We start from the raw sequence: 20,256 nt of genomic DNA on the forward strand, positions 1-20,256 counted from the left end.
TACAACTACTTCCGCCACTACGACCCCGAAAACGCCCGCTACACCTCACCCGACCCTCTCGGGCTGAGCCCAGGCCCGAATCATTACGACTATGTCAGCAACCCGAATGTTTGGATCGATCCCTTCGGGCTGGCGCCGGAAGGCTGCACGTCCGCTGATCCTCACGCACTGAAACCGACGCACGAAATAAGTGGGAACTCTTCAACCAAGCGGGTTAAGAAAATGATGGATGACATGCGGAACGGAACTTTCGATTGGGAGCAAAGCCCAATTTCTGTTGTTAAAGATGACGACGGAACCATGTATGTGGTTGATGGACATCACAGACTAGCAGCGGCGAGGCGAATCAATCTCGACGAAGTGGCAATTCGCGATGTCACGCAGCAACTCAAGGACGGCGAGCTACCGGGATACAAGGACATAGATGATGTAACATCGTCCGCATCAGAATATAGGGGGAATAGGTTGAACCAATACAAATTGAGGTGATGACCATGAACGATCTTTTCATTCAGGCGATCGAGCAAGCGGCATCCAATTTCACGGAAGCAGCGAGCGCCATCGAGCACACTTTCCAATTGGAGGGCGCGAGTTCCATTACTGCCGCCGTCAATAGGAAAAAATTCCCCCGGAAAGGCAGATGCGAAAACGGCTACGAGTACTTCGTTCACGGCTTCGGATATACAGTTATTGTGCCACCCGAAGGGCAAGTACATGTCGACGGAGGCAGCGAAGGAGATTATTTCACAATTTACGACATGGCCCTTTTCCTGGAGACGTCAGGGCTACGCACCGATCCTAGTTATTCCGAGATCCGCGAAGGGTGTGAGTATCTATGCTCTACAGGGAGATTGAAGAAGGTGCAAGATGGAAAATACTGGCCCGTTCTCGCGTAACCTGGCCCAAATCAAGCCCTGGCTCCATCTAGCGGGACCCGACACCCACGCGCCGATCCGAGATCTGTTGCCCGTGCCAGGCTCGACCTTCTCTGCATGGATGAGCGGAACCGACATGGGAGATCTTGATGGAGTATTCCAAAGTTTTTGGGATGGATTCAGGCTTCCAGACTATTTCGGATGGAACTTTCCTGCGCTGAACGACTGCCTTCGGGATCTGAACTGGATCTCCGCGGATCAGTATTTCCTCTTCATCGACGAAGCGCACAAGGTTCTCGCCGAAAACCCTGAAGAGCTCTACGAATTCCTTAGCATCCTTTCGAATACTGGAGCGAGATGGTCCTTCACTAAGCGCCCTGAAGCCAGCGAGCGGGGCAGATTTCAGGTTGTCCTTGCATGCAGCCAAGAAAGCTTGCCCCGTATACAGAAAGTCGCCGCCAGTCTAGGTTGAGTCGACAAGAAGGCCAGAGGCTAACTAGCCTAAAAACAACTTCCCCGGAAAGAGTCGAGATGGCCTTCAAAGTGGTCGGCGCATTGGAAGGATCTGGGGGGATATGAATCAACAGGAAGTTCAAGCACTCCTGGATCTGATCCACCTGGATGGACGTGTCGATGACCTGGCTGCCGCCGCGCGGTCGGCGAGCGGTGGTCGAATCGACGAGGTCGCGCATCTTTCCCCAGAGCGTGCCATCGGGGTTCTCGACAAGTTCCTCTCGGGCAGCGTCTCTGCTCGCGAGCTTACCGAGTGGGCGGAAGTCGTGCACTCTTTGGACACTATTGGCGTCACCGAAGAGCACGAGGACTTGCTGATTCAGCTCCTTTTCGAAATCTCCACTCCTGAGCTGTTTTACGAGATCAGCGCGGAGACCTGTTCGAGGTGGATCGCCAGGCTGCGGCAAGCGATCTCCTGAGCCGGGTCAACCCACATCCAGCCTTCCGACCATAGGCCGCTCCGAGCACCAAACGAGGACGGCGAGCTTTGGCACCTGCCCCAGGCCGTGACGCCCAGGCACGCCGCTGCCGCCCCCTCCCTCGGCTCGACGGACAATTTTTACCCCGGCCGCAGCGGCATGGTTCATTGCTGACGGACACGCCCGCCTGGCGGGCGGAAGATCGGACTTTCAGCGAGCGGAGCTTCACGCGGCGGCCCGACCCGGCCCAGAGCCGACCAAAGCGCCTCTGGGCCGCCCCCTGTCCGCCCGACCTCTACGACAGGACGAGTCACGGGGCCATACGCCGACGTCACTCCCGCCGTGGCTCGTCGTAGACATCAAGGCGCTTCTTCGCCTCCTGCGGGAACTTGACGTTTTCGGCGTCGGTCATCCACTCCCGCCCGCCCTCGGCCGGGCGCAGGAAGGCGACGCGGGGCCCGGACATCCTGTGGTCGAAGATGAGATCGTCAACGTGACAGACATCCTGGAGGACACCGACGCGCCCCGTGGCAGTGTCGTACGCTTCCTGGCCCACCTTCGGGCCCTTGTACGCGGTCGGCCGGCTCATGCGGGCAACCCCCAACGGGCCGTGCGGCTCGGCGTTTCGTGGGACGGGTGACGACGGCGCAAGATCTCGTATGTGGTCGCCTTGCCGTAATCCCCATCCTGCTTGGCCTTCTCGCGCAACGCGGTGTACTCCTCGCACTTCGCGCAGCCTCGGGTTCCAGCGGTCACTCCCCGCACCATCAACGGCTTCACCGCCGCCTCCCCCGCTCCAGATGCTTGCGGATCGCCTTGGCCAGAGCCTCCGCGCGCTGCTCCAGCTCCTTGAGAGTGGGGCGCGGGCCGGAACCCCCCTGGGTCTCCTGTTGAGGTGTCTCCGCGCTCACCTCGCCACTCCCAACGCGCGCTCACGCTCGTACTGGACGACGTACAACCCCACAGGGTCGGCGTCCCAGACAATCGGGAAGCGCTCAGCAGCGGGGATGCGCGGGAGGCGGAGCGTCGGCGGGTCCTCGTAGAAGACGGAGGAGGGCGCGGGGGACTCGATGGCAACGGGTCTCGGAGGCGGTACGGGAGTGTGGGCGGGGCGAGCCGCCATGTACACCGCGCTATGCCGACCCCGGCCCGTCACGATCACCTGCCGCACGCGCCGCAGCAGCCCTCTGGTTGCGTTCACCGCGCGGCGTAGCCGGTGAGCTATGCGGACGGGCACAAGTCGAAGGTCACTCGTGCTCGCAGCGTCCGGCACGGATTCGCTGATCTGTTCGGGGGGAACCGCCATCAGAGGGCCTTCTCTCGTCTTGCGCTCCTGCTCGTGACCACTGGTCACCTTGCGTGGTCACAGCTTGTCGCCGTGCGCGTACGATCTGAAGTCGTTGACGTCCCAACCGGCCCATCGGGAAATGAGGTTGCTCGATGCCAGCTCGGCCACGCGCACTGACACCAGATCGGTCCGCCCGCCACCTGTTCGGTTCGGAGATGCGCCGGTTGCGTGAAGCGGCAGGGATGTCCCTTGAGGCTCTGGCCGAGATCACCAAGTTCAGCAAGAGTTCGCTGGCGCGGTTCGAGACGGCAGAATCCATGATCCCGCCGGAACTGCCGCCCATGCTCGATGTGGCGTTTGGAACGGATGGCATCTTCGGCAAGCTGTACGCCCTTGCTCGTCATGAGATCCATCCGGACAAGTTCCGACGACGCATGGAGTTGGAGGCCCGAGCCATCCGGATCAGGGAGTACTCACCTCAGATCGTTCCCGGCTTGCTACAGACTCCGGCGTACGCCGAAGCTCAGTTCCGCGTACACCTGCCGGACGCCTCCGACGACGAGGTTGAGAAACTGCTCATGGCCCGCCTCAGCCGTCAGGAACTGCTCTCGAAGGAACCCCAGCCTCACTACGCGGCAATCTTGGATGAGGGCGTTCTACGGCGTCGGTACGGCAGTTGGGCGGTGATGAGGGAACAGCTCAGCCGGTTAACCGCGTTGGCGCTGACTCCTGCGTCGTTCGTGCAGGTGCTTTCCTTCGAGCACGGAGGCCATGCCCTTGCAGGCGGAGCGTTGTCCCTGCTGACGCTCGATGATGACTCCCCCGTAGCCTATGAAGAGGCCACGACAACTGGGACACTCGTCGAAGAAAAGGAAGAGGTCCGGGCCCGCATCCGGGCCTACGATCTGCTGAGCGCCTCGGCGCTGTCCCCCGAGAAGTCGGCGGACTTCATCCGGTCCGTTTTGGAGGCACTTCCTGATGAGCACAACCCCTGACCTCACTGGTGCTCTGTGGGTCAAGTCCTCGTTCTCCGGCAACGGGGGGGCGCAGTGCGTTGAGTGGGCGCCGAACATCGCCGCCTCCGGCCTGGTCCCCGTACGGGACTCCAAGGTCCCCGACGGCCCAGCGCTCATATTTGAGGCCGCCGCCTGGGCCTCCTTCGTGACCTTCGCCAAGACGCGCGACATCTGATACCCGTAGTCTGACACCCGTAGCGGGAAGCCCCGGCGGTGCTCAGCCGGCCATACCGGGCGCGCCCCACACCGGGAACCAGCGGCTCAGGTCCTCCTCGACCCGTAGATCGTCGCCGAGCAGCCCCCGCACCTGGAGCTCAAGCGCGTTGTCGCGCTTCTCGCCGCGGCCGGGCAGCGGCGCGAAGGGGTAGAACGTGCCGCGTTTGTAGAGGTACACCAGCGCCAGTGGCCGACCCCCCGGATCCCGGAAGCCGACCAGGGAGCACAGCAGCTGCGGGCCGAAACCGGCGTCCTGGAGCAGGGTGTTGACCGCGTGCAGATCGCTCACCAGGGCCGCCAGATCGTCCCGTGGCTGCCGCGCCAGCAGCCAGGTGTAGCCGTACTCGTCCCGGCTGAACTCGACGGGCACCCCGCCGCGTTCGGTGTCCGCGTCCAGCAGCTCCCGCACCTCTTCCTGGAGCCGGTCGAAGGCGCCGCCCTCGACGCTCGCGAAGCACACCGAGCCAAGCCCCGTGGGGGTGAACCCCGCCCCCGCCTCCAGCGTCACCGCGGCCGACGGCAGGGCGAAGAGCTGGTCGAGATCAGGCCGTGCGGGCTTGCTCCGGCCGAGAACGGCATCCCAGAAACCCATAGTCCTCAGCCCCTCTCCGCCTGGCCGAGCTGCGCGGCGATGCGGGCCAGCTGGTCGATCCGCCGTTCCAGCGTGGGGTGCGAGGACAGCAGCCGGCTCAGGCTCTGCCCGCTCAGCGCCGGGGCGAAGTAGAAGGCGTTGAAGGGCTCCGCCCGGCGCAGGTCGCGGGTGGGTATTCGGGCCATCTGCCCGGTCACCTTGGTCAGCGCGGCGGCCAGCGCCGAGGGACGGCCGGTCAGCAGCGCACCGGCGCGGTCGGCGCTCAGCTCCCGGTAGCGGGACAGCAGCCGGGTGAGCAGGAAGCTGATCGCGTAGACCACGGCGCTCACCAGCGGGATGATCAGCACCGCGATGGCGGTGTTGCTGTCCCGGCTGTTACGGCTGGTCAGCCCGCCCCACAAGGCGACGCGGGTCATGATGCCCGCCAGTACGCCCAGGAACGAGGCTATGGTCATGACCGCCACATCGCGGTGGGCGACATGCGACAGCTCATGCGCGAGCACGCCCTCCAGCTCCTCCGGCTCCAGCCTCCGCAGCAGCCCCGTCGTCGCGCACACCATCGCGTTGCGCTGGTTACGGCCGGTCGCGAAGGCGTTGGGCACATCGGAGTCGGCGATGGCCACCTTCGGCTTGGGCATATCGGCGAGTGCGCACAGCCGGTCGACCGCGCCGTGCAGCTCGGGCGCCTGGGCGGGGGTGACCTCCCGGGCGCCCATGGAGTACGCCGCGATCCGGTCGCTGAACCAGAACTGCGCCACGAAGAGCCCGCCCGCGATCAGCAGGATCAGCGGCCAAGCCCCGCGCAGCAGGGCCAGCAGCACGCCGACGAAGACCACATAGAGCAGACCGATGAAGAACATCGTGGTCACCATGCGGGCGGTCAGCCCCCGGTCGGGGGCGTATCGGGTGCGTGGCATGGGTGCCTCCCAGCAACGGTGGTGGCCGGAATCTCTACACCCGATTCTGCGCCCTATAGCCGTCTTGTCAGAGTAAATCCGCCCCGATCCGACAAAACCGGTCACATAGGAGTGAAGGCTTTTGATCCATTCGCACTATTTGGGGTTGCGGGACCAGGGCTGCGGCACCCCCGCTACCCGCCCAGCTGCGCCAGGCCGTCCGTGGCGATCTTCTCGAAGACCGCGAGATCCGCCGCGAAGACCGAATCGGGGATCGGCCAGTGCAGCACGATCTCGTCGATGCCCAGCCGTGCGTGCTCTCCCGCGAAGTCGACAAACGCGTCGACGGAGGAGAGCGGCCGCTTCGGGTCGGGGGTGAAGCCGGTGAGCAGGATCTTGTCCAGCTCCGCCGCGTCCCGCCCGGCCTCGGCGCAGGCCTCGCCCAGCCGGTCGATCTGGCGCCCGATGGCGGCCACCGACTCGGCCGGCGTTCCCGTCTCGTAGATCTTCGGGTCGCCCGTGGTCACCCATGCCTGCCCGTACCGTGCCGCGAGCCGCAGCCCGCGCGGGCCGGTGGCGGCGACGGCGAAGGGCAGCCGGGGCCGCTGGACGCAGCCGGGGATGTTCCGCACCTCCCGCGCGCTGTAGTGCCGGCCCTCATGCGTCACCGCGTCCTCGGTCAGCAGCCGGTCGAGCAGCGACACGAACTCACCGAAACGGTCGGCCCGCTCACGCGGCGTCCATGCCTCCTCGTCGCCGGACAGCAGCGCCGTCGCGTCGAAACCGGAGCCGCCCGCCCCGATGCCCAGGGTGATCCGGCCGCCGGAGATGTCGTCCAGGGAGATCAGCTCCTTGGCCAGCGTGACGGGGTGGCGGAAGTTCGGGGAGGTGACCAGGGTGCCAAGCCGCAGCCGGGATGTCGCCGTGGCCGCCGCCGTGAGGGTCGGGATCGCCCCGAACCAAGGTCCGTCACGGAAGCTGCGCCACGACAGGTGGTCATAGGTGTACGCGGCGTGGAAACCCAGCTCCTCGGCGCGCTGCCACACCTGGCGGCCGCCCTCGGACCAGCGGCGTACGGGAAGGATCACGGTGCTCAGTCGCATGCCATCGAGCGTAGGCCAGCCTGAAGGCACTCGTGAGCGGCATATGCGGGAGGATGGTTGCCGTGACTCCAGCAACCGAGCAGTCCGAGACCCCGGCCGCAGGCAGATCCCGCTCCACCACACCCCGACCCCGGCTGATCGCCACCGACCTCGACGGCACCCTGTTGCGCAATGACAAAACGGTCTCGGACCGCACGGTCGCCGCCCTCGCCGCGGCGGAGCGTGCGGGTATCGAGGTGTTCTTCGTCACTGGCCGGCCGGCTCGCTGGATGGGCGTGGTCAGCGAACATGTGCACGGCCATGGCCTGGCCATCTGCGCCAACGGCGCGGCCGTGGTCGATCTGCACGACGGCGGCCGGCTGCTCGACGCGCGCCCGCTGCCCGTGGACCGGGCGCTGGCCATCGTGGAGGCGCTGCGCGGCGCGGCCCCCGGTACCTCCTTCGCGGTCGAGCGCACCGAGGGCATCGCATACGAACCGGACTACCCGCCCTTCCACCGCGACCCGAGCGCGATCATCGCCGCCGCCGAGAAGCTGCTGGACGAAGACGGCGAATGCGGGGGCACGCCGGTCCTCAAGTTGCTGGCCCACCACCCCGCCGTGGCGCCCGACGCCTTTTTGGAGCTGGGCCGCGCGGTGGCGGGGGCACACGGCGACTTCACCCGCTCCAGCCCGACCGCCCTGCTGGAGATCAGCGGGCTCGGGGTGAGCAAGGCCAGCACCCTGGCCCGGTGCTGCGCCCGGCGGGGCATCGCCCCCGAGGAGGTCGTGGCGTTCGGCGATATGCCCAACGACCTGGACATGCTGGCCTGGGCGGGCACCTCGTACGCGATGGCGAACGCCCACCCGCAGGTGCTGGCGTCGACCACCGGCCACACCGCGAGCAACGAGGACGACGGCGTCGCGGCCGTCATCGAGCGGATCCTGGCGGAGATCCAGGAGGGCTGAGGCGTCCGGGGGCGGGCCGCCCCCCGACTGGGTGGCCGGGGAGCGGTTCCGCAAGCCGGAATCGGTACGACCGAATCGGTATGGCCGGATCGGTATGGCCGGATCGGTATTACCAGAAGAAGACGACGTATCCGGCGCCTCCGGTGTCACCCGCCGTGCCGGGCGATCCGGCAGCGCCGCCCAGGCCACCGTCGCCGCCTTCGCCCCTGATCCCGGGCGGATCGACGATGCCGTCGACCTCTTCGCCGCCGCCGTCTCCGGTCTGCCCGCTGTCACCGGTCCGGTTCACACCGCCCGTGATGCACGAGCCCGTGCCGCCGGCGCCGCCGGCACCGTCGGCGCCGTTGGTGGCGCCCGCCCCGGCGGCGCCGCCCCTGCCACCGGTACCGCCGCTGGCAGCGAGGAGGAGGCCGCTGGTGGAACCGGTCACGCTCGAGCTGCCGCCGTTGCCACCGTTGCCACCGTTACCGCCGATGGGCCCGAGGCCACCGGGGCCGCCGGCGCCACCCAGGTTCACCGTGTAGCTCTGCACGACCTGGACCGGGATGACGCACCAGGTGAAGCCACCGGCGCCGCCGCCACCGCCGTCACCGCCGACACCGGTACCGGTCGGGGTGGCGCCGCCACCGCCGCCACCGCCGCCACCGCCGCCGCCCCATGCCTGGACGTGCACCGAGGTCACGCCCGGGGGAGGCGTGAAGGTCCCGGTCGTGGTGAACTCGCGCACCCCGTGCAGGACGGTGGGGTACTCCGGCGGTCTGGGCGGCTTGGGGCGACCGTCGCCCAGGGGGCTCTCGTCCGCGATGGCGGCGGGGGCCGCGGTCAGCAACTGGCTGCTCAGAGCCACCGCGCTCACTGCGGCGGCCAAGACGGCCCGGTAGCGCGCCCGGGATCGTTTGGAGGTTGCGCTCTGGCTGTTCACGTGATGACTTCCTTCCCCGCGTCGGGCCAACAACTGTCGCGGAGTGCGATGGACGATAAGAGGACAAGGCTGACAAGCTGACCAAACGGCCCGCGAAGCTCATCCCACTGCCCGTTAAGGGAGTGCGCATGCTGACGCAGCGATAGTTGGCCCGCCCAGGTGAGGAGTTGCCCTGACCGGGCTAACTCCCGGTCGGCCAGGGCCTCATCCGGTCCCTCGATGCCGCCGCGTAAACCGTCCACCGGGAAAAGTCACCTGGCGCCCGCCGCGGCCCTGACCGGGGGAGCAGCCGCCGCCAGGGCGTGGCCCTCCCCGGCCTCGCGCTCCAGCATCCGCCGGAACGGGCCGTTCGCCGCGGCGAGTTGAGCGTACGGACCGCGCTGCACGGCCCGGCCCCTGTCCAGGACGACGACCTCGTCGACCGCCTCCAGACCCGCCAGCCGATGGGTGATCAGCACGGTCGTACGCCCCCGTGTGGCGGACAGCAGATCGGCGGTCAGCGCGTCGGCCGTCGGCAGATCCAGGTGCTCGGCGGGCTCGTCGAGCACCAGCACCGGGAAGTCCGCGAGCAGCGCGCGGGCCAGGGCGAGCCGCTGGCGCTGCCCGCCGGACAGCCGCGCGCCCGACTCGCCGACCAGCGTGTCCAGCCCGTCGGGCAGCCCGTCCACCCACTCCAGCAGCCGGGCCGCGGCCAGCGCCTCGCGCAGCTCGCCGTCGCTCGCGTCGGTGCGGGCCAGGCGGAGGTTCTCCCGCAGCGAGCTGTCGAAGATATGCGCGTCCTGGGCGCACAGCCCCACCAACCGCCGTACCGCGTCGGGGTCCATGGCCGCGGTGTCGCGGCTGGCGAGGGTGTACGTGCCCGTCCGCGGGTCCAGGAAGCGGAGCAGCACATGGGCAAGGGTGGTCTTGCCCGAACCGGACGGGCCGACGACGGCGATCCGGCGGCCCGGGCGCAGCTCCAGGTCGAACCCGTCCAGGGCGGGTTCTGTCCGCCCCGGATACCGGGCCGAGATCCCGCTCAGCACCAGCGGATACGCCCCTTGCGGGGTCTCCGTGGCCGCGGGGTCCTGGCCCTGTTCGGGCGCCCCGTCCGCCCCGTCCACCACGTCGTACACCCGCCGCGCGGCCCGCCGCACCCGCTGGCGGTGCTGGACGGCCAGCGGCAGCCCCGCGACCGCCTCGAACGCGGCGAGCGGCATGAGCACCACGACGGCCAGCCACACCCCGTCGAGCCGGCCGTCGGCCACCGCCCGCACACCGACGAGCGCCGCGGCGGCCACGGTCAGCCCGCAGGCCAGCGCGGACAGTCCGGCGCCCACGCCGGTGGCGGCCGCGGCCCGCCGGGCGATCCGGGTGAGGTTGCCGTCGGCGCGGCGCACCTCCTCCAGCCGGCGCGGCAGCGCACCGGCGACGGTCAACTCGGCGGTGCCGGTGAGCAGATCGACGACCTGGGCCGACAGCGCGCCGCGGGCCGGGGCCAGCCGGCGCTCCGCATGGCGGGCCACCGCCCCGGAGACGAGGGGCGCCACGATCCCTGCCATCAGAAGTCCGGCCGCCAGCACGGCGCCCGCCTCCGGCAGCAGCCGGCCGGTGAAGCCGACGGAGGCCACGCCCACGGCCAGCGCGGCGCCGACGGGCAGCAGCCAGCGCAGGAAGTAGTCCTGAAGTGCGTCCACATCGGCGACCAGCCGGGAGAGCAGATCGCCGCGCCGGGTGTCCTTCAGCCCGACCGGCGCCAGCCGCTCCAGCCTGCGGTACACCGCGACCCGCAGCTCGGCCAGCACCCGCAGCACGGCGTCGTGCGAGACCAGGCGCTCGGCGTAGCGGAAGACGGCGCGGCCGATCCCGAACGCGCGGGTCGCGGTGACCGCGACCATCAGATAGAGCACGGGAGGCTGCTGTGACGCGCGGGAGATCAGCCATCCGGAGACGGCCATCAGCCCGACGGCGCTGCCCAGCGCGAGGCTGCCGAGCAGCAGTGCGAGCGCGAACCGCCCCCGCCAGGCCCGCCCCGACTCCCGCACCCACGCCAGCGGCGAGCGGCGCTCCGGGACTTGGTGCTCCTCGTACGCCGACGGGGCGTCGGGGGCTCCACGGTCCGCGCCTTGATGCGCGCCGTCCGCCGGGACGGTGCTCGGGACCGCCGCAACCGGGGGCGCGGCGGTGGGGCCGGGCAGCCGCACCACGCGGTCGGCGAGGGGCAGCAGCGCCGGGCGGTGGACGACCAGGAGGACCGTACGGCCCTCGGCCAGCCGCCGTACCGCCTCGACGACCGCCGCCTCCGTCTCCCCGTCCAGGCCCGCGGTCGGCTCGTCCAGCAGCAGCACCGGCCGGTCGGCCAGGAACGCGCGCGCCAGCGCGATCCGCTGCCGCTGCCCCGCGGACAGGCCCGCGCCCATCTCGCCGAGACGGGTGTCGGCCCCGTGCGGCAGCGCATCGACGAAGTCCAGCGCGCCCGCGTCCCGCAGCGCGGCCCGCAGCGCGGCGTCATCGGCATCCGGGCGCGCCAGCCGTACGTTCTCGGCGACCGTCCCGGCGAACAGATACGGGCGCTGCGGCACCCAGGCCACCTGACCGCGCCAGCTGTCGGGGTCGAGCGATGCCAGGTCCCGCCCCGCGACCAGCACCCGGCCCGCGGCCGGCTCGGCGAATCCCAGCAGGGCGCCCAGCAGCGTGGTCTTGCCCGCCCCGCTGGGGCCGACGACGGCCACCGTCTCACCCGGCAGGATCTCGAACGAGGTCTCGGCCAGGGACGGTTCGGCGCGGCCCGGGTGGCGGACCACCAGCCCCTGCACGCTCAGCGCCGCGCCCCGGGCGTCCGGGGCGGGCTCGGCGCCGGTGGCCCTCGGCTCCCGTTCCAGGACCGCGAAGACCTCGTCCGCGGCGGTCAGCCCTTCCGCCGCCGCGTGGTACTGCGCGCCCACCTGCCGCAGCGGCAGATACGCCTCGGGGGCGAGGACGAGCACCACCAGCCCCGTATAGAGGTCCAGCTCGCCATGGACCAGCCGCATACCGATGCCGACCGCGACGAGGGCGACCGACACGGTGGAGAGCAGTTCGAGCGCGAAGGAGGACAGGAAGGCCAGCCGCAGGGTGCGCAGCGTGGCCCGCCGGTAGTCGGCGGTGATGGCGCGGATCGACGCGGCCTGGGCCTTGGCGCGACCGAAGACCTTGAGGGTGGGCAGTCCGGCGACGACGTCCAGGAAGTGTCCGGACAGCCGGGACAGCAGCCGCCACTGACGGTCCATCCGGGACTGGGTGGCCCAGCCGATGAGGATCATGAAGAGCGGGATCAGCGGCAGCGTGGCGGCGATGATCAGAGCCGAGACCCAGTCGGCGGTGACGATACGGGCGAGCACCGCCACCGGCACCACCACGGCCAGGCCCAACTGCGGCAGATAGCGGGCGAAGTAGTCGTCCAGGGCGTCGATGCCCCGGGTGGCGAGGGTGGTGAGCTCGCCCGTACCGCCCGTACCGCCCGTACCGCCCGGCGCGCCCAGCCGCTCGGGCCCGGGCCGGTCGGAGCTCATCCGCTCGGGCCCCAGCCGCACCGCATGTGCGAGCAGCCGCAGCCGCAGTTCGGACTTGACCGCCGCCCCGGCCCGGTGGGCGGCCAGTTCGGTCAGCCAGGCGACCGCGGCGCGGCCGACGGCGACGGCCGCCAGCAGCGTCAGCGGGCGCCCGAGCTCCCCGGGCGCCGCCCCGTGGACGAAGGCGGCGACCACCACCTCGGCGATCAGCATGGCCTGTGCCACCACAAGCCCCGCCGACACCAGCCCCAACGCCACAGACGCGGCAAGGAACAGACGGGTCGCCCGGGCCTGGCGCAGCAGCCGGGGGTCGACTGGTTTCACGTGAAACACACCACCCGCGGGATCAGTGACCGGTCGGCTCGGGGATGTGCTGGGTGCCGATCCGCTTGCGGAAGACCCAGTACGTCCATGCCTGGTAGGCCATCACCAGCGGGGTCATCACGGCCCCGATCCAGGTCATGATCTTCAGCGTGTACGGGCTGGACGCCGCGTCCGCCGCGGTCAGGCTCCACCTCGGGTCCAGCGAGGACGGCATGACATCCGGGAAGAGCGCCAGGAAGAGCATCGCGACCGCCGCGGCGATGGCCACCCCGGACAGAGCGAACGCCCAGCCTTCCCGCCCGCGCCGGTTCATCACCAGCGCCGCGAGCAGCGCGGCCGCCGAGACCAGCAACGCGGCCAGCGAACGCCCGTTGCCGCTGTCGTGCTGCGTCCAGCCGAGGAAGGCGACCGCGAGCACGGCGGCGACCGGGCCGAGCCCCGCCGCGAACCGCCGCGCCCGGGTCCGGATCTCCCCCACCGTCTTGAGCGAGGCGAACACGGCGCCGTGGAAGGTGAACAGCACCAGGGTGAGCGCCCCGCCGAGCAGGGCGTACGGGTTGGCCAGATCGAGGAGGTCGCCGGCGTAGTTCTTGTCCGGTCCGATCGGCACCCCGCGCACCATGTTGGCGAAGATCGCGCCCCAGAGGAACGCGGGCAGCAGCGAGCACCAGAAGATCACGTTCTCCCAGTTGCGCTGCCAGCGCTCCTCGGGGCGCTTGTGCCGGTACTCGAAGGCGACGCCACGCAGGATCAGACAGACCAAGATTGCCAGCAGCGGCAGATAGAAGCCGCTGAAGAGTGTGGCGTACCAGTCGGGGAAGGCCGCGAAGGTCGCGCCGGCCGCAGTGATCAGCCAGACCTCGTTGCCGTCCCAGACCGGGCCGATGGTGTTGATGAGCACCCGGCGTTCCGTACGGTCCCGGGCCAGCGGCTTGGTCAGCACGCCGATGCCGAAGTCGAAGCCCTCGAGGAAGAAGTAGCCGGTCCACAGGACGGCGATCAGTACGAACCAGACGTCGTGAAGATGCAGTGACATGGCTCTCTCCGGTTCAGTACGTTCAGTACGCGAAGGTCAGCGGCTTGTCGGCGTCGTCGTCGGCGGCATCGTGCTCCCCCGCCGCCCCCGCGCCCGGTCCGCCGGAGGGCAGCCGCAGCCGGGGGTCCTTGGCCGGCGGCTTCTCGTCGGTGTCCGGCCCGGCCTTGGCGTACTTGGTCAGCAGCCGCACCTCTACGACCGCGAGCACGCCGTACAGCAGCGTGAAGACGCCCAGGGATATGAGGACCTCGGTCCGGCTGACGCCGGGGGAGACCGCGTCGGAGGTCTTCATCAGCCCGTACACCACCCACGGCTGACGCCCCATCTCGGTGAAGATCCAGCCGAAGGAGTTGGCGATCAGCGGGAAGCCCATGGTCAGGATGCCGATCCGCCAGGACCACTTGGTCAGCAGGGGGCTCATCTCGCGCCCCTTGGTGAGCATGAGCCGCGGCACCTCGTCCTCCCCGGTGCGGAAGGCGGGCGACAGCCACTTCTTGCGCCGGGTCGTCCACAGCCCGATCAGCGCGGCGACGAACGAGGTCATCCCGAAGCCGATCATCAGCCGGAAGCCCCAGTAGGTCATGAAGATGCTGGGGATGTAGTCCTCGGGCTGCCCGCCGTAGGCGGCGGCCTCCCGCGCGGCCACGTCGTTGATGCCGGGGACGGAGTCGGTGAAGTTGCTGTGCGCGAGGAACGACAGCATCCCGGGGACCTCCAGCTCGACGCTGTTGTGCCCCTTGCTCACATCGCCGACGGCGAAGATCGAGAAGGGCGCGGGCGCCTGGGTGTCCCACAGCGCCTCCGCCGCGGCCATCTTCATCGGCTGCTGCTCGAACATCACCTTGCCGAGCTGATCGCCGCTGATCGCGGTGCCCATACCCGCGATCACGGCGACGACCAGACCGACGCGCAGCGACGCCCGCATCGCCGGGATCTGCTTCTTCTGCTTCTCGCCGAGCTCTTCGCCACGGTCCTGGCGGCGCTTGGCCCGCCAGAGGTGGAAGGAGGAGATGCCCACCATGAAAGCGGCGCCGGTGAGGAAGGCGGCGGTGAGGGTGTGGAAGACCACGACCAGGGTGGTGTTCTGGGTCAGCACCGCCCAGATGTCGGTGAGCCGCGCCTTGCCGGTGGCCTTGTCGATGGCGTAGCCGACCGGGTGCTGCATCCACGAGTTCGCGGCGAGGATGAAGTACGAGGACAGGACGGTGCCCAGCGAGACGATCCAGATACAGGCACAGTGGATCTTCTTGGGCAGCTTGTCCCAGCCGAAGATCCACAGTCCGATGAAGGTGGACTCGAAGAAGAAGGCGAGCAGCGCCTCCATGGCGAGCGGGGCGCCGAAGACATCACCGACGAAGCGCGAGTAGTCCGACCAGTTCATGCCGAACTGGAACTCCTGGACGAGGCCGGTGACCACGCCCATCGCGATGTTGATCAGGAAGAGCTTGCCCCAGAACTTGGTCGCGTGGAAGTACTTCTCCTTGCCGGTGCGGACCCAGGCCGTCTCCAGACCGGCGGTCATGGCCGCGAGAGAAATCGTGAGCGGAACGAAGAGGAAGTGGTAGACGGTGGTGATGCCGAACTGCCATCGCGCCAGCGTCTCCGGCGCCAGAGCCAGATCCACGGGAATCTCTCCTTACGCTGTTGCCCGGTCGTGCCCGCAGGGTTCGCCTGCGGCCCCACAAGGGAGCTTGTGAACGTATTCACATTCACAAGCAATGATACGCACGCACATACGCCCCTTCTCACCGGGGGGTGGAAGGGGCGTAAGCGGAACGTATCGGTAGGATCCGATCGGCATCTCTGCTGGTTGCGGGGCGTTGGCTGCTCGCAGGCTTCTCGTCGGCCCGTCGGCGGCCCCCGGCGCGTCACAACTCCTTGCGGAACTCCTCGGCGACGCGCAGGAAGATGTCGTTCGCCTCGTCCTCGCCTATCGTCACCCGAACCCCCTCACCCGGGAACGGGCGCACCACCACGCCCGCCGCCTCGCACGCCGCCGCGAAGTCCACCGTGCGCTCCCCCAGCCGCAGCCAGACGAAGTTCGCCTGCGATGTGGGCACCGTCCACCCCTGCCCGGCCAGCGCCTCGCTCACCCGCGCCCGCTCCCCGACCAGCGCCTCCACCCGCTCGCGCAGCGCATCCTCGCTGCGCAGCGAGGCCACCGCCGCGTCCTGCGCCAGCTGGCTGACCCCGAAGGGCACCGCCGTCTTGCGCAGCGCGGCCGCGACCGGCTCATGCGCGATCGCGAAGCCGACGCGCAGCCCCGCCAGGCCGTACGCCTTGGAGAAGGTGCGCAGCACGCACACATTGGGCCGCTCCCGGTACAGCTCGATGCCGTTCGGCACCTGCTCGTCCCGGATGAACTCGATGTACGCCTCGTCCAGCACCACCAGCACATCGTTCGGCACCCGGTCCAGGAAGCGCGTCAGACCGTCCCGGCCCACCACCGTGCCCGTCGGGTTGTTGGGGTTGCAGACAAAAATCAGCCGGGTGCGCTCGGTGACCGCGTCCGCCATCGCGTCCAGGTCGTGCACCTCGCCGTCGGTCAGCGGCACCCGCACCGACGTCGCCCCGGAGATCTGCGAGATGATCGGATATGCCTCGAAGGACCGCCAGGCGTACATCACCTCGTCGCCCGGCCCGGCCGTCGACTGCACCAGCTGCTGGGCCACGCCGACCGAGCCGGTGCCGGTGGCCAGGTGCTCGGGCGGCACATCGAAGCGCTCCGCGAGCTCGGCCATCAGGGCCGTGCAGGCCATATCGGGGTAGCGGTTGAAGGAGGCGGCGGCGGCCGTTGCGGTCTCCAGCACCCCCGCGAGCGGCGGATAGGGGTTCTCGTTCGAGGACAGCTTGAAGGCCGTCGGCCCGTCCGCCGCGGCCGGCTTACCGGGCTTGTACGTCGGAATGCCGTCCAGCGCTCCACGCAGCTTGGGGCTCTTCTCAGTCACCGCGGCTCCTCCTCGACCGTCCCGTCCATGCACGGCGCCCGCGCACGTCGATACCTCACACTGTATGAGGCATCCTGGGCCCGGCGTATCGCGGTGGGCGAGCCCTGGGGCACGGGCCGTGAGAGCTCCGCACTCGGGGGTACGAGAATCCCGGCGCGCGGGGTGCGAGGACCGGGCACACGGGGTGCGAGGACCCGGCGCGCGGGGCCGGCCGACCCGGGCGCAGGATCGCGCACAGCTGAGGGGGAGCGATTCCGCTTCTGCCGCGCGCCGGTGGCGAGCGCCCTGGCGCGCATCACCCATGCAGGTGAGTTGAGACCTCTTCGAGACAACGACCAATCGACAGGCGTGGATATGCCAGAGGCGACTACTGACCCACCCGGACCATCAACTGGCTTGATTTCCAAGGGAATTGGCCAAAGCGCTCATGCAGAAACGTGCCTTCGCAAGGCCGACCCTACCCCCGCGCGAAGGGGCCGCCCTCGCCCTACTATCGGCTCGCCATGACAGCAGCAGGGAAGCACCAGGTGAGCCGGTCGACCGGCCGCCGGCTGACACGGGCGGGCATCCGGGACGTGGCCGCCGCAGCCGGGGTCTCGATCACGACCGTCTCCGACGCGCTCAACGGCAAGGGCCGGCTCCCGGACGCCACCCGCCGCCATGTCCGCGAGGTCGCCGACCGGCTGGGCTATCGCCCCTCCGCCGCGGCCCGCACCCTCCGTACCGGCAAGTCCGGCCTCATCGGCCTGACCGTGACCACCTACGGGGATGAACCTTTCACCTTCACCGAATTCGCGTACTTCGCGGAGATGGCGCGCGCCGCCACCTCCGCCGCGTTAGCCCGCGGCTACGCCCTCGTCATCCTGCCCGCCACCTCCCGCCACGACGTATGGTCCAACGTCGCCCTCGACGGCACCGTCGTCATCGACCCCTCCGACCACGACCCCGTCGTCACCGAGCTGCTGCGCCAGGGCATCCCCGTGGTCAGCGACGGCCGCCCGGCCGGCACCCTCCCCGTCACCGCCTGGGTGGACAACGACCACGAGGCCGCCGTGCTCGGCCTGCTCGACCACCTCGCCGACTCCGGCGCCCGCCGCGTCGGACTGCTCACCGGCACCACCACCGACACCTACACCCGGCTGTCCACCACCGCGTATCTGCACTGGTGCGACCGGGTCGGACAGGACCCGGTGTACGAGGAGTACCCGGCCCACGACCCATGCGCCGGAGCCGTCGCCGCCGACCGCCTGCTGGCCCGCCCCGACCGCCCCGACGCCGTCTACGGTCTGTTCGACCCCAACGGCACCGATCTGCTGGCCGCCGCCCGCCGCCACGGACTGCGCGTCCCCGACGATCTGCTGCTGGTGTGCTGCAGCGAGTCCGCGATCTACCGCACCACCGAGCCGCCCGTCACCACCCTCTCCCTCAAGCCCCGCCGGATCGGCACCGCCGCCGTGCAGCTCCTGATCGACGCCATCGAAGGACCCGGCGCCGAGCACCCCGTCGAGCGGGTGATACCCACCGAACTGATCGTGCGGACGTCCTCGCAACGGCGTCCGCCACGCACCACGGTGAGCGCGCCGCGCAGCCGTGCCGGAGGTTGACCTGAGGAAGACTTGAGGATGACGCGAGACGCACCCGAGCCCGATCCGCTTTCCCTACCGGGCCAATCCGGGATAAAAGACCGCCGAACCGGGACTGCGCCCCGATTGACGGCCCCCTGGTGCGTCACAAGCCCGTACGGTCATTCCTATGATGGGCGGACGACACCGCGGATCGCCCTCGACCAGGCATGGTCCACACGGTGGCACGGCGGCGCGATGGTGGAGGGGTCGATGACTCAGGGGGCCGGTCTGGGAGCCACGGCACGGACCACGGCGGCAGCCCCGCCCGTATCCGCGTATGGAACATCCGCCGCGCCCGGCCCACTCCCGGGCGGCGCGGTCCCCCCCGCCCCGAACCCGTACGGCGGGATGCCCTACGGCGCGGTCCCGCACGGCCGGGTCCCCCGCGATCCGGCCCAGCCCGCACCGCCTCAGGCGCCCGCGGCGCACCCCGGGCCACCCGCCGCGCCCGAGCGCCCTGCCGCGCCCGCCCAGCCGCCCGCGGAGTACACGCCCACCGAGCGCTCCCTGCCGGTCATGGGCCCCGGGCACACCCTCCCGGACACCCCGCTGGTGCCCCCGCAGGACCGCCCGACCGTCGAGCTCACCCCGGTCCCCGACCCCGAGCGCTCCCAGGCGCCCGAGGGCGAAGGCCCCGGCCCGCTGTACGTGGTGGGCGATGTGCACGGCTACCTCGACGAGCTGCGCGAGGCACTGGCCGCCCAAGGGCTGATCGACGCCAAGGGCAACTGGTCCGCGGGCAACGCCCGGCTCTGGTTCCTCGGCGACTTCACCGACCGCGGCCCCGACGGCATCGGCGTCATCGACCTGGTCATGCAGCTCTCCGCCGAGGCCGCGGCCGCCGGCGGCTACTGCAAGGCCCTGATGGGCAACCACGAACTGCTGCTCATCGGCGCCAAACGCTTCGGCGACACCCCCGTCAACTCCGGCGCCGGCACCGCCTCCTTCCAGGCCGCCTGGCTCCTCAACGGCGGCCAGCGCACCGACATGGAGCGGCTCGAGGACCACCACCTGCAGTGGATGTCCCGGCTCGATGCGATGGCCGAGCAGGACGGCCATCTGCTCGTGCACTCCGACACCACCGCCTACCTCGAATACGGCGACTCCATCGAGGCCGTCAACGACACCGTGACCGAGACGCTGCAGCGCAGCGACGCCGACGAGTGCTGGGACCTGTTCCGCAAGTTCACCAAGCGGTTCGCCTTCCGCGACGAGGACGCCGGCCCTCTGGCCGTCCGCGAACTGCTCGACACCTACGGCGGGCAGCGCATCGTCCACGGCCACAGCCCGATTCCGTATCTGCTCGGCGAGGTCGGCTCCGAGGACGACGACGAGGACGGCAGCACGCCGATCGTCGAAGGCCCGCACATCTACGCGGACAACCTCGCGGTCGCCATGGACGGCGGCGTCACGATGGCCGGAAAGCTGTTGGTCGTCCAACTCCCGCTGGAAGTCTGAGGATTCCTAGGATTCATACCACGCCGCACGGGGAAGATAGACAGTTTCACCGACGCGGAGCGAATTCGGGAAACCTACTGTCACCCCGCGCCGGATCGGCTCTACCATCGGCTTATCCGTAGCAGGCTCTCCTCCGTTTCCGCCCCACTGCCCGGTGACAGCCGGCACCAAGGCCCTACGGAGCATCGGGGGATGCACATGAACACCGCTCCGCACCTGCTGATCGAGGACCGCCCGGAGTTCGAGCGGGTTCTCGATGAGGCGCTGCGCACCGCGGACCGCCGCGCGGACCTCAGCGGCGTCGGGCAGCGGCTCAGCACCGAGCAGCTGCGCACCATGGCGATGAACGCCGCGGCCGCCATAGCGGCATGCGCGGCCGACGAATACCACCACTATGTGACCGCCCGCGAGAAGCTGCGCCAACCGGCGCCGTCCGGCTGGCCCGACACCGTGGACGACGAGTTCACCGCTACGGATATGGAGCGGGCCGGCACGGCGGGCGAGGCGGCGGGCGAGGCGACAACCGGAGGCGGGGCGACGGCCGCAGG

The 20,256-nt window shown here is 69.5% G+C and carries 19 protein-coding genes and 1 pseudogene; 10 read left to right on the top strand and 10 right to left on the bottom strand.

Annotation, left to right across the window (positions count from 1 at the left end):
- From CCN51_RS40690 to CCN51_RS40700, 4 genes are all read left to right on the top strand, one after another.
- The coding region (locus CCN51_RS40690; protein ID WP_158104742.1) for an RHS repeat-associated core domain-containing protein at window positions 1-489 on the top strand (489 nt) is incomplete at its 5' end.
- Between the two features lie 5 nt (window positions 490-494).
- Window positions 495-896 (top strand): DUF6896 domain-containing protein, encoded by a 402-nt coding sequence (locus tag CCN51_RS54605; protein ID WP_143676040.1) that lies wholly within the window; start codon window positions 495-497, stop codon window positions 894-896.
- Window positions 868-1,347: a barstar family protein gene (locus CCN51_RS40695; protein WP_078610550.1), complete on the top strand. Its 480-nt coding sequence runs from the start codon at window positions 868-870 to the stop codon at window positions 1,345-1,347. Before CCN51_RS54605 ends, CCN51_RS40695 begins: the two co-directional genes overlap by 29 nt.
- 103 nt (window positions 1,348-1,450) lie before the next feature.
- The gene (locus tag CCN51_RS40700; protein ID WP_014177888.1) at window positions 1,451-1,807 is read left to right on the top strand and encodes a hypothetical protein; all 357 of its coding nucleotides are present in this window, start codon (window positions 1,451-1,453) and stop codon (window positions 1,805-1,807) included.
- Window positions 1,808-2,138: 331 nt separating this feature from the next.
- Here the strand turns inward: CCN51_RS40700 and CCN51_RS40705 are convergent, their stop codons facing one another.
- Window positions 2,139-2,396: a hypothetical protein gene (locus CCN51_RS40705; RefSeq protein ID WP_055413975.1), complete on the bottom strand. Its 258-nt coding sequence runs from the start codon at window positions 2,394-2,396 to the stop codon at window positions 2,139-2,141.
- Between the two features lie 187 nt (window positions 2,397-2,583).
- The gene (locus CCN51_RS59425) at window positions 2,584-2,718 is read right to left on the bottom strand and encodes a hypothetical protein (protein WP_014177890.1); all 135 of its coding nucleotides are present in this window, start codon (window positions 2,716-2,718) and stop codon (window positions 2,584-2,586) included.
- A gap of 619 nt (window positions 2,719-3,337) precedes the next feature.
- Here CCN51_RS59425 and CCN51_RS40720 point away from each other — a divergent pair.
- A complete protein-coding gene (locus tag CCN51_RS40720) occupies window positions 3,338-4,090 on the top strand; it encodes a DUF5753 domain-containing protein (protein ID WP_014177892.1) in 753 nt (250 codons plus the stop codon).
- Window positions 4,074-4,286, top strand: a complete 213-nt coding sequence (locus CCN51_RS40725; RefSeq protein WP_014177893.1) for a DUF397 domain-containing protein — start codon at window positions 4,074-4,076, stop codon at window positions 4,284-4,286. Before CCN51_RS40720 ends, CCN51_RS40725 begins: the two co-directional genes overlap by 17 nt.
- Window positions 4,287-4,328: 42 nt before the next feature.
- Here the strand turns inward: CCN51_RS40725 and pspAB are convergent, their stop codons facing one another.
- The 3 genes from pspAB to CCN51_RS40740 all read right to left on the bottom strand — a co-directional run bounded on the left by pspAB (window position 4,329) and on the right by CCN51_RS40740 (window position 6,918).
- A complete protein-coding gene (pspAB, locus tag CCN51_RS40730; protein ID WP_014177894.1) occupies window positions 4,329-4,919 on the bottom strand; it encodes a PspA-associated protein PspAB in 591 nt (196 codons plus the stop codon).
- A 5-nt stretch (window positions 4,920-4,924) separates the two neighbouring features.
- On the bottom strand, window positions 4,925-5,836 hold the full coding sequence (gene htpX / locus CCN51_RS40735) for a zinc metalloprotease HtpX (protein WP_014177895.1): 912 nt from the start codon (window positions 5,834-5,836) through the stop codon (window positions 4,925-4,927).
- 173 nt (window positions 5,837-6,009) lie between these two features.
- The gene (locus tag CCN51_RS40740) at window positions 6,010-6,918 is read right to left on the bottom strand and encodes an LLM class flavin-dependent oxidoreductase (protein WP_043487220.1); all 909 of its coding nucleotides are present in this window, start codon (window positions 6,916-6,918) and stop codon (window positions 6,010-6,012) included.
- 53 nt (window positions 6,919-6,971) lie between these two features.
- On the opposite strand from CCN51_RS40740, the gene CCN51_RS40745 reads away from it, so the two are divergent.
- Window positions 6,972-7,865: a Cof-type HAD-IIB family hydrolase gene (locus CCN51_RS40745; RefSeq protein ID WP_043487222.1), complete on the top strand. Its 894-nt coding sequence runs from the start codon at window positions 6,972-6,974 to the stop codon at window positions 7,863-7,865.
- 109 nt (window positions 7,866-7,974) lie between these two features.
- Here CCN51_RS40745 and CCN51_RS59430 read toward each other — a convergent pair whose 3' ends face one another.
- From CCN51_RS59430 to hisC, 5 genes are all read right to left on the bottom strand, one after another.
- Complete coding sequence (locus CCN51_RS59430; RefSeq protein ID WP_014177898.1) at window positions 7,975-8,787, bottom strand: hypothetical protein; 813 nt, start codon at window positions 8,785-8,787, stop codon at window positions 7,975-7,977.
- Window positions 8,788-9,038: 251 nt separating this feature from the next.
- A complete protein-coding gene (gene cydD / locus CCN51_RS40760; RefSeq protein ID WP_014177900.1) occupies window positions 9,039-12,641 on the bottom strand; it encodes a thiol reductant ABC exporter subunit CydD in 3,603 nt (1,200 codons plus the stop codon).
- Between the two features lie 22 nt (window positions 12,642-12,663).
- Complete coding sequence (cydB, locus tag CCN51_RS40765; protein ID WP_043490830.1) at window positions 12,664-13,671, bottom strand: cytochrome d ubiquinol oxidase subunit II; 1,008 nt, start codon at window positions 13,669-13,671, stop codon at window positions 12,664-12,666.
- A gap of 28 nt (window positions 13,672-13,699) precedes the next feature.
- Window positions 13,700-15,301 carry a cytochrome ubiquinol oxidase subunit I gene (locus CCN51_RS40770; protein WP_014177902.1) on the bottom strand — a complete coding sequence of 534 codons (1,602 nt, stop codon included), beginning with the start codon at window positions 15,299-15,301 and terminating at the stop codon, window positions 13,700-13,702.
- A 244-nt stretch (window positions 15,302-15,545) separates the two neighbouring features.
- A complete protein-coding gene (gene hisC, locus CCN51_RS40775) occupies window positions 15,546-16,625 on the bottom strand; it encodes a histidinol-phosphate transaminase (protein ID WP_014177903.1) in 1,080 nt (359 codons plus the stop codon).
- A 503-nt stretch (window positions 16,626-17,128) separates the two neighbouring features.
- On the opposite strand from hisC, the gene CCN51_RS40780 reads away from it, so the two are divergent.
- The 3 genes and pseudogenes from CCN51_RS40780 to CCN51_RS40790 form a co-directional block, all read left to right on the top strand.
- Entirely contained in the window at window positions 17,129-18,229 is a 1,101-nt protein-coding gene (locus CCN51_RS40780; protein ID WP_078610554.1) for a LacI family DNA-binding transcriptional regulator, read from the top strand.
- Window positions 18,230-18,445: 216 nt separating this feature from the next.
- Window positions 18,446-19,708 carry a metallophosphoesterase gene (locus CCN51_RS40785; protein WP_170061358.1) on the top strand — a complete coding sequence of 421 codons (1,263 nt, stop codon included), beginning with the start codon at window positions 18,446-18,448 and terminating at the stop codon, window positions 19,706-19,708.
- A 192-nt stretch (window positions 19,709-19,900) separates the two neighbouring features.
- A pseudogene (locus CCN51_RS40790) lies at window positions 19,901-20,256 on the top strand (hypothetical protein); the annotation flags it as partial.

The organism is Streptomyces milbemycinicus, from assembly GCF_002154605.1.
Lineage (GTDB): Bacteria > Actinomycetota > Actinomycetes > Streptomycetales > Streptomycetaceae > Streptomyces > Streptomyces milbemycinicus.

Coding starts and splice junctions, on each gene's coding strand:
- pspAB (WP_014177894.1), bottom strand. CDS start 4,919: ATGGGTTTCTGGGATGCCGTTCTCGGCCGGAGCAAGCCCGCACGGCCT.
- CCN51_RS40740 (WP_043487220.1), bottom strand. CDS start 6,918: ATGCGACTGAGCACCGTGATCCTTCCCGTACGCCGCTGGTCCGAGGGC.
- CCN51_RS40745 (WP_043487222.1), top strand. CDS start 6,972: ATGGTTGCCGTGACTCCAGCAACCGAGCAGTCCGAGACCCCGGCCGCA.
- CCN51_RS40720 (WP_014177892.1), top strand. CDS start 3,338: ATGTCCCTTGAGGCTCTGGCCGAGATCACCAAGTTCAGCAAGAGTTCG.
- htpX (WP_014177895.1), bottom strand. CDS start 5,836: ATGCCACGCACCCGATACGCCCCCGACCGGGGGCTGACCGCCCGCATG.
- CCN51_RS40780 (WP_078610554.1), top strand. CDS start 17,129: ATGACAGCAGCAGGGAAGCACCAGGTGAGCCGGTCGACCGGCCGCCGG.
- CCN51_RS40705 (WP_055413975.1), bottom strand. CDS start 2,396: ATGAGCCGGCCGACCGCGTACAAGGGCCCGAAGGTGGGCCAGGAAGCG.
- CCN51_RS40725 (WP_014177893.1), top strand. CDS start 4,074: ATGAGCACAACCCCTGACCTCACTGGTGCTCTGTGGGTCAAGTCCTCG.
- CCN51_RS40700 (WP_014177888.1), top strand. CDS start 1,451: ATGAATCAACAGGAAGTTCAAGCACTCCTGGATCTGATCCACCTGGAT.
- CCN51_RS54605 (WP_143676040.1), top strand. CDS start 495: ATGAACGATCTTTTCATTCAGGCGATCGAGCAAGCGGCATCCAATTTC.
- CCN51_RS40785 (WP_170061358.1), top strand. CDS start 18,446: ATGGTGGAGGGGTCGATGACTCAGGGGGCCGGTCTGGGAGCCACGGCA.
- CCN51_RS40695 (WP_078610550.1), top strand. CDS start 868: ATGGAAAATACTGGCCCGTTCTCGCGTAACCTGGCCCAAATCAAGCCC.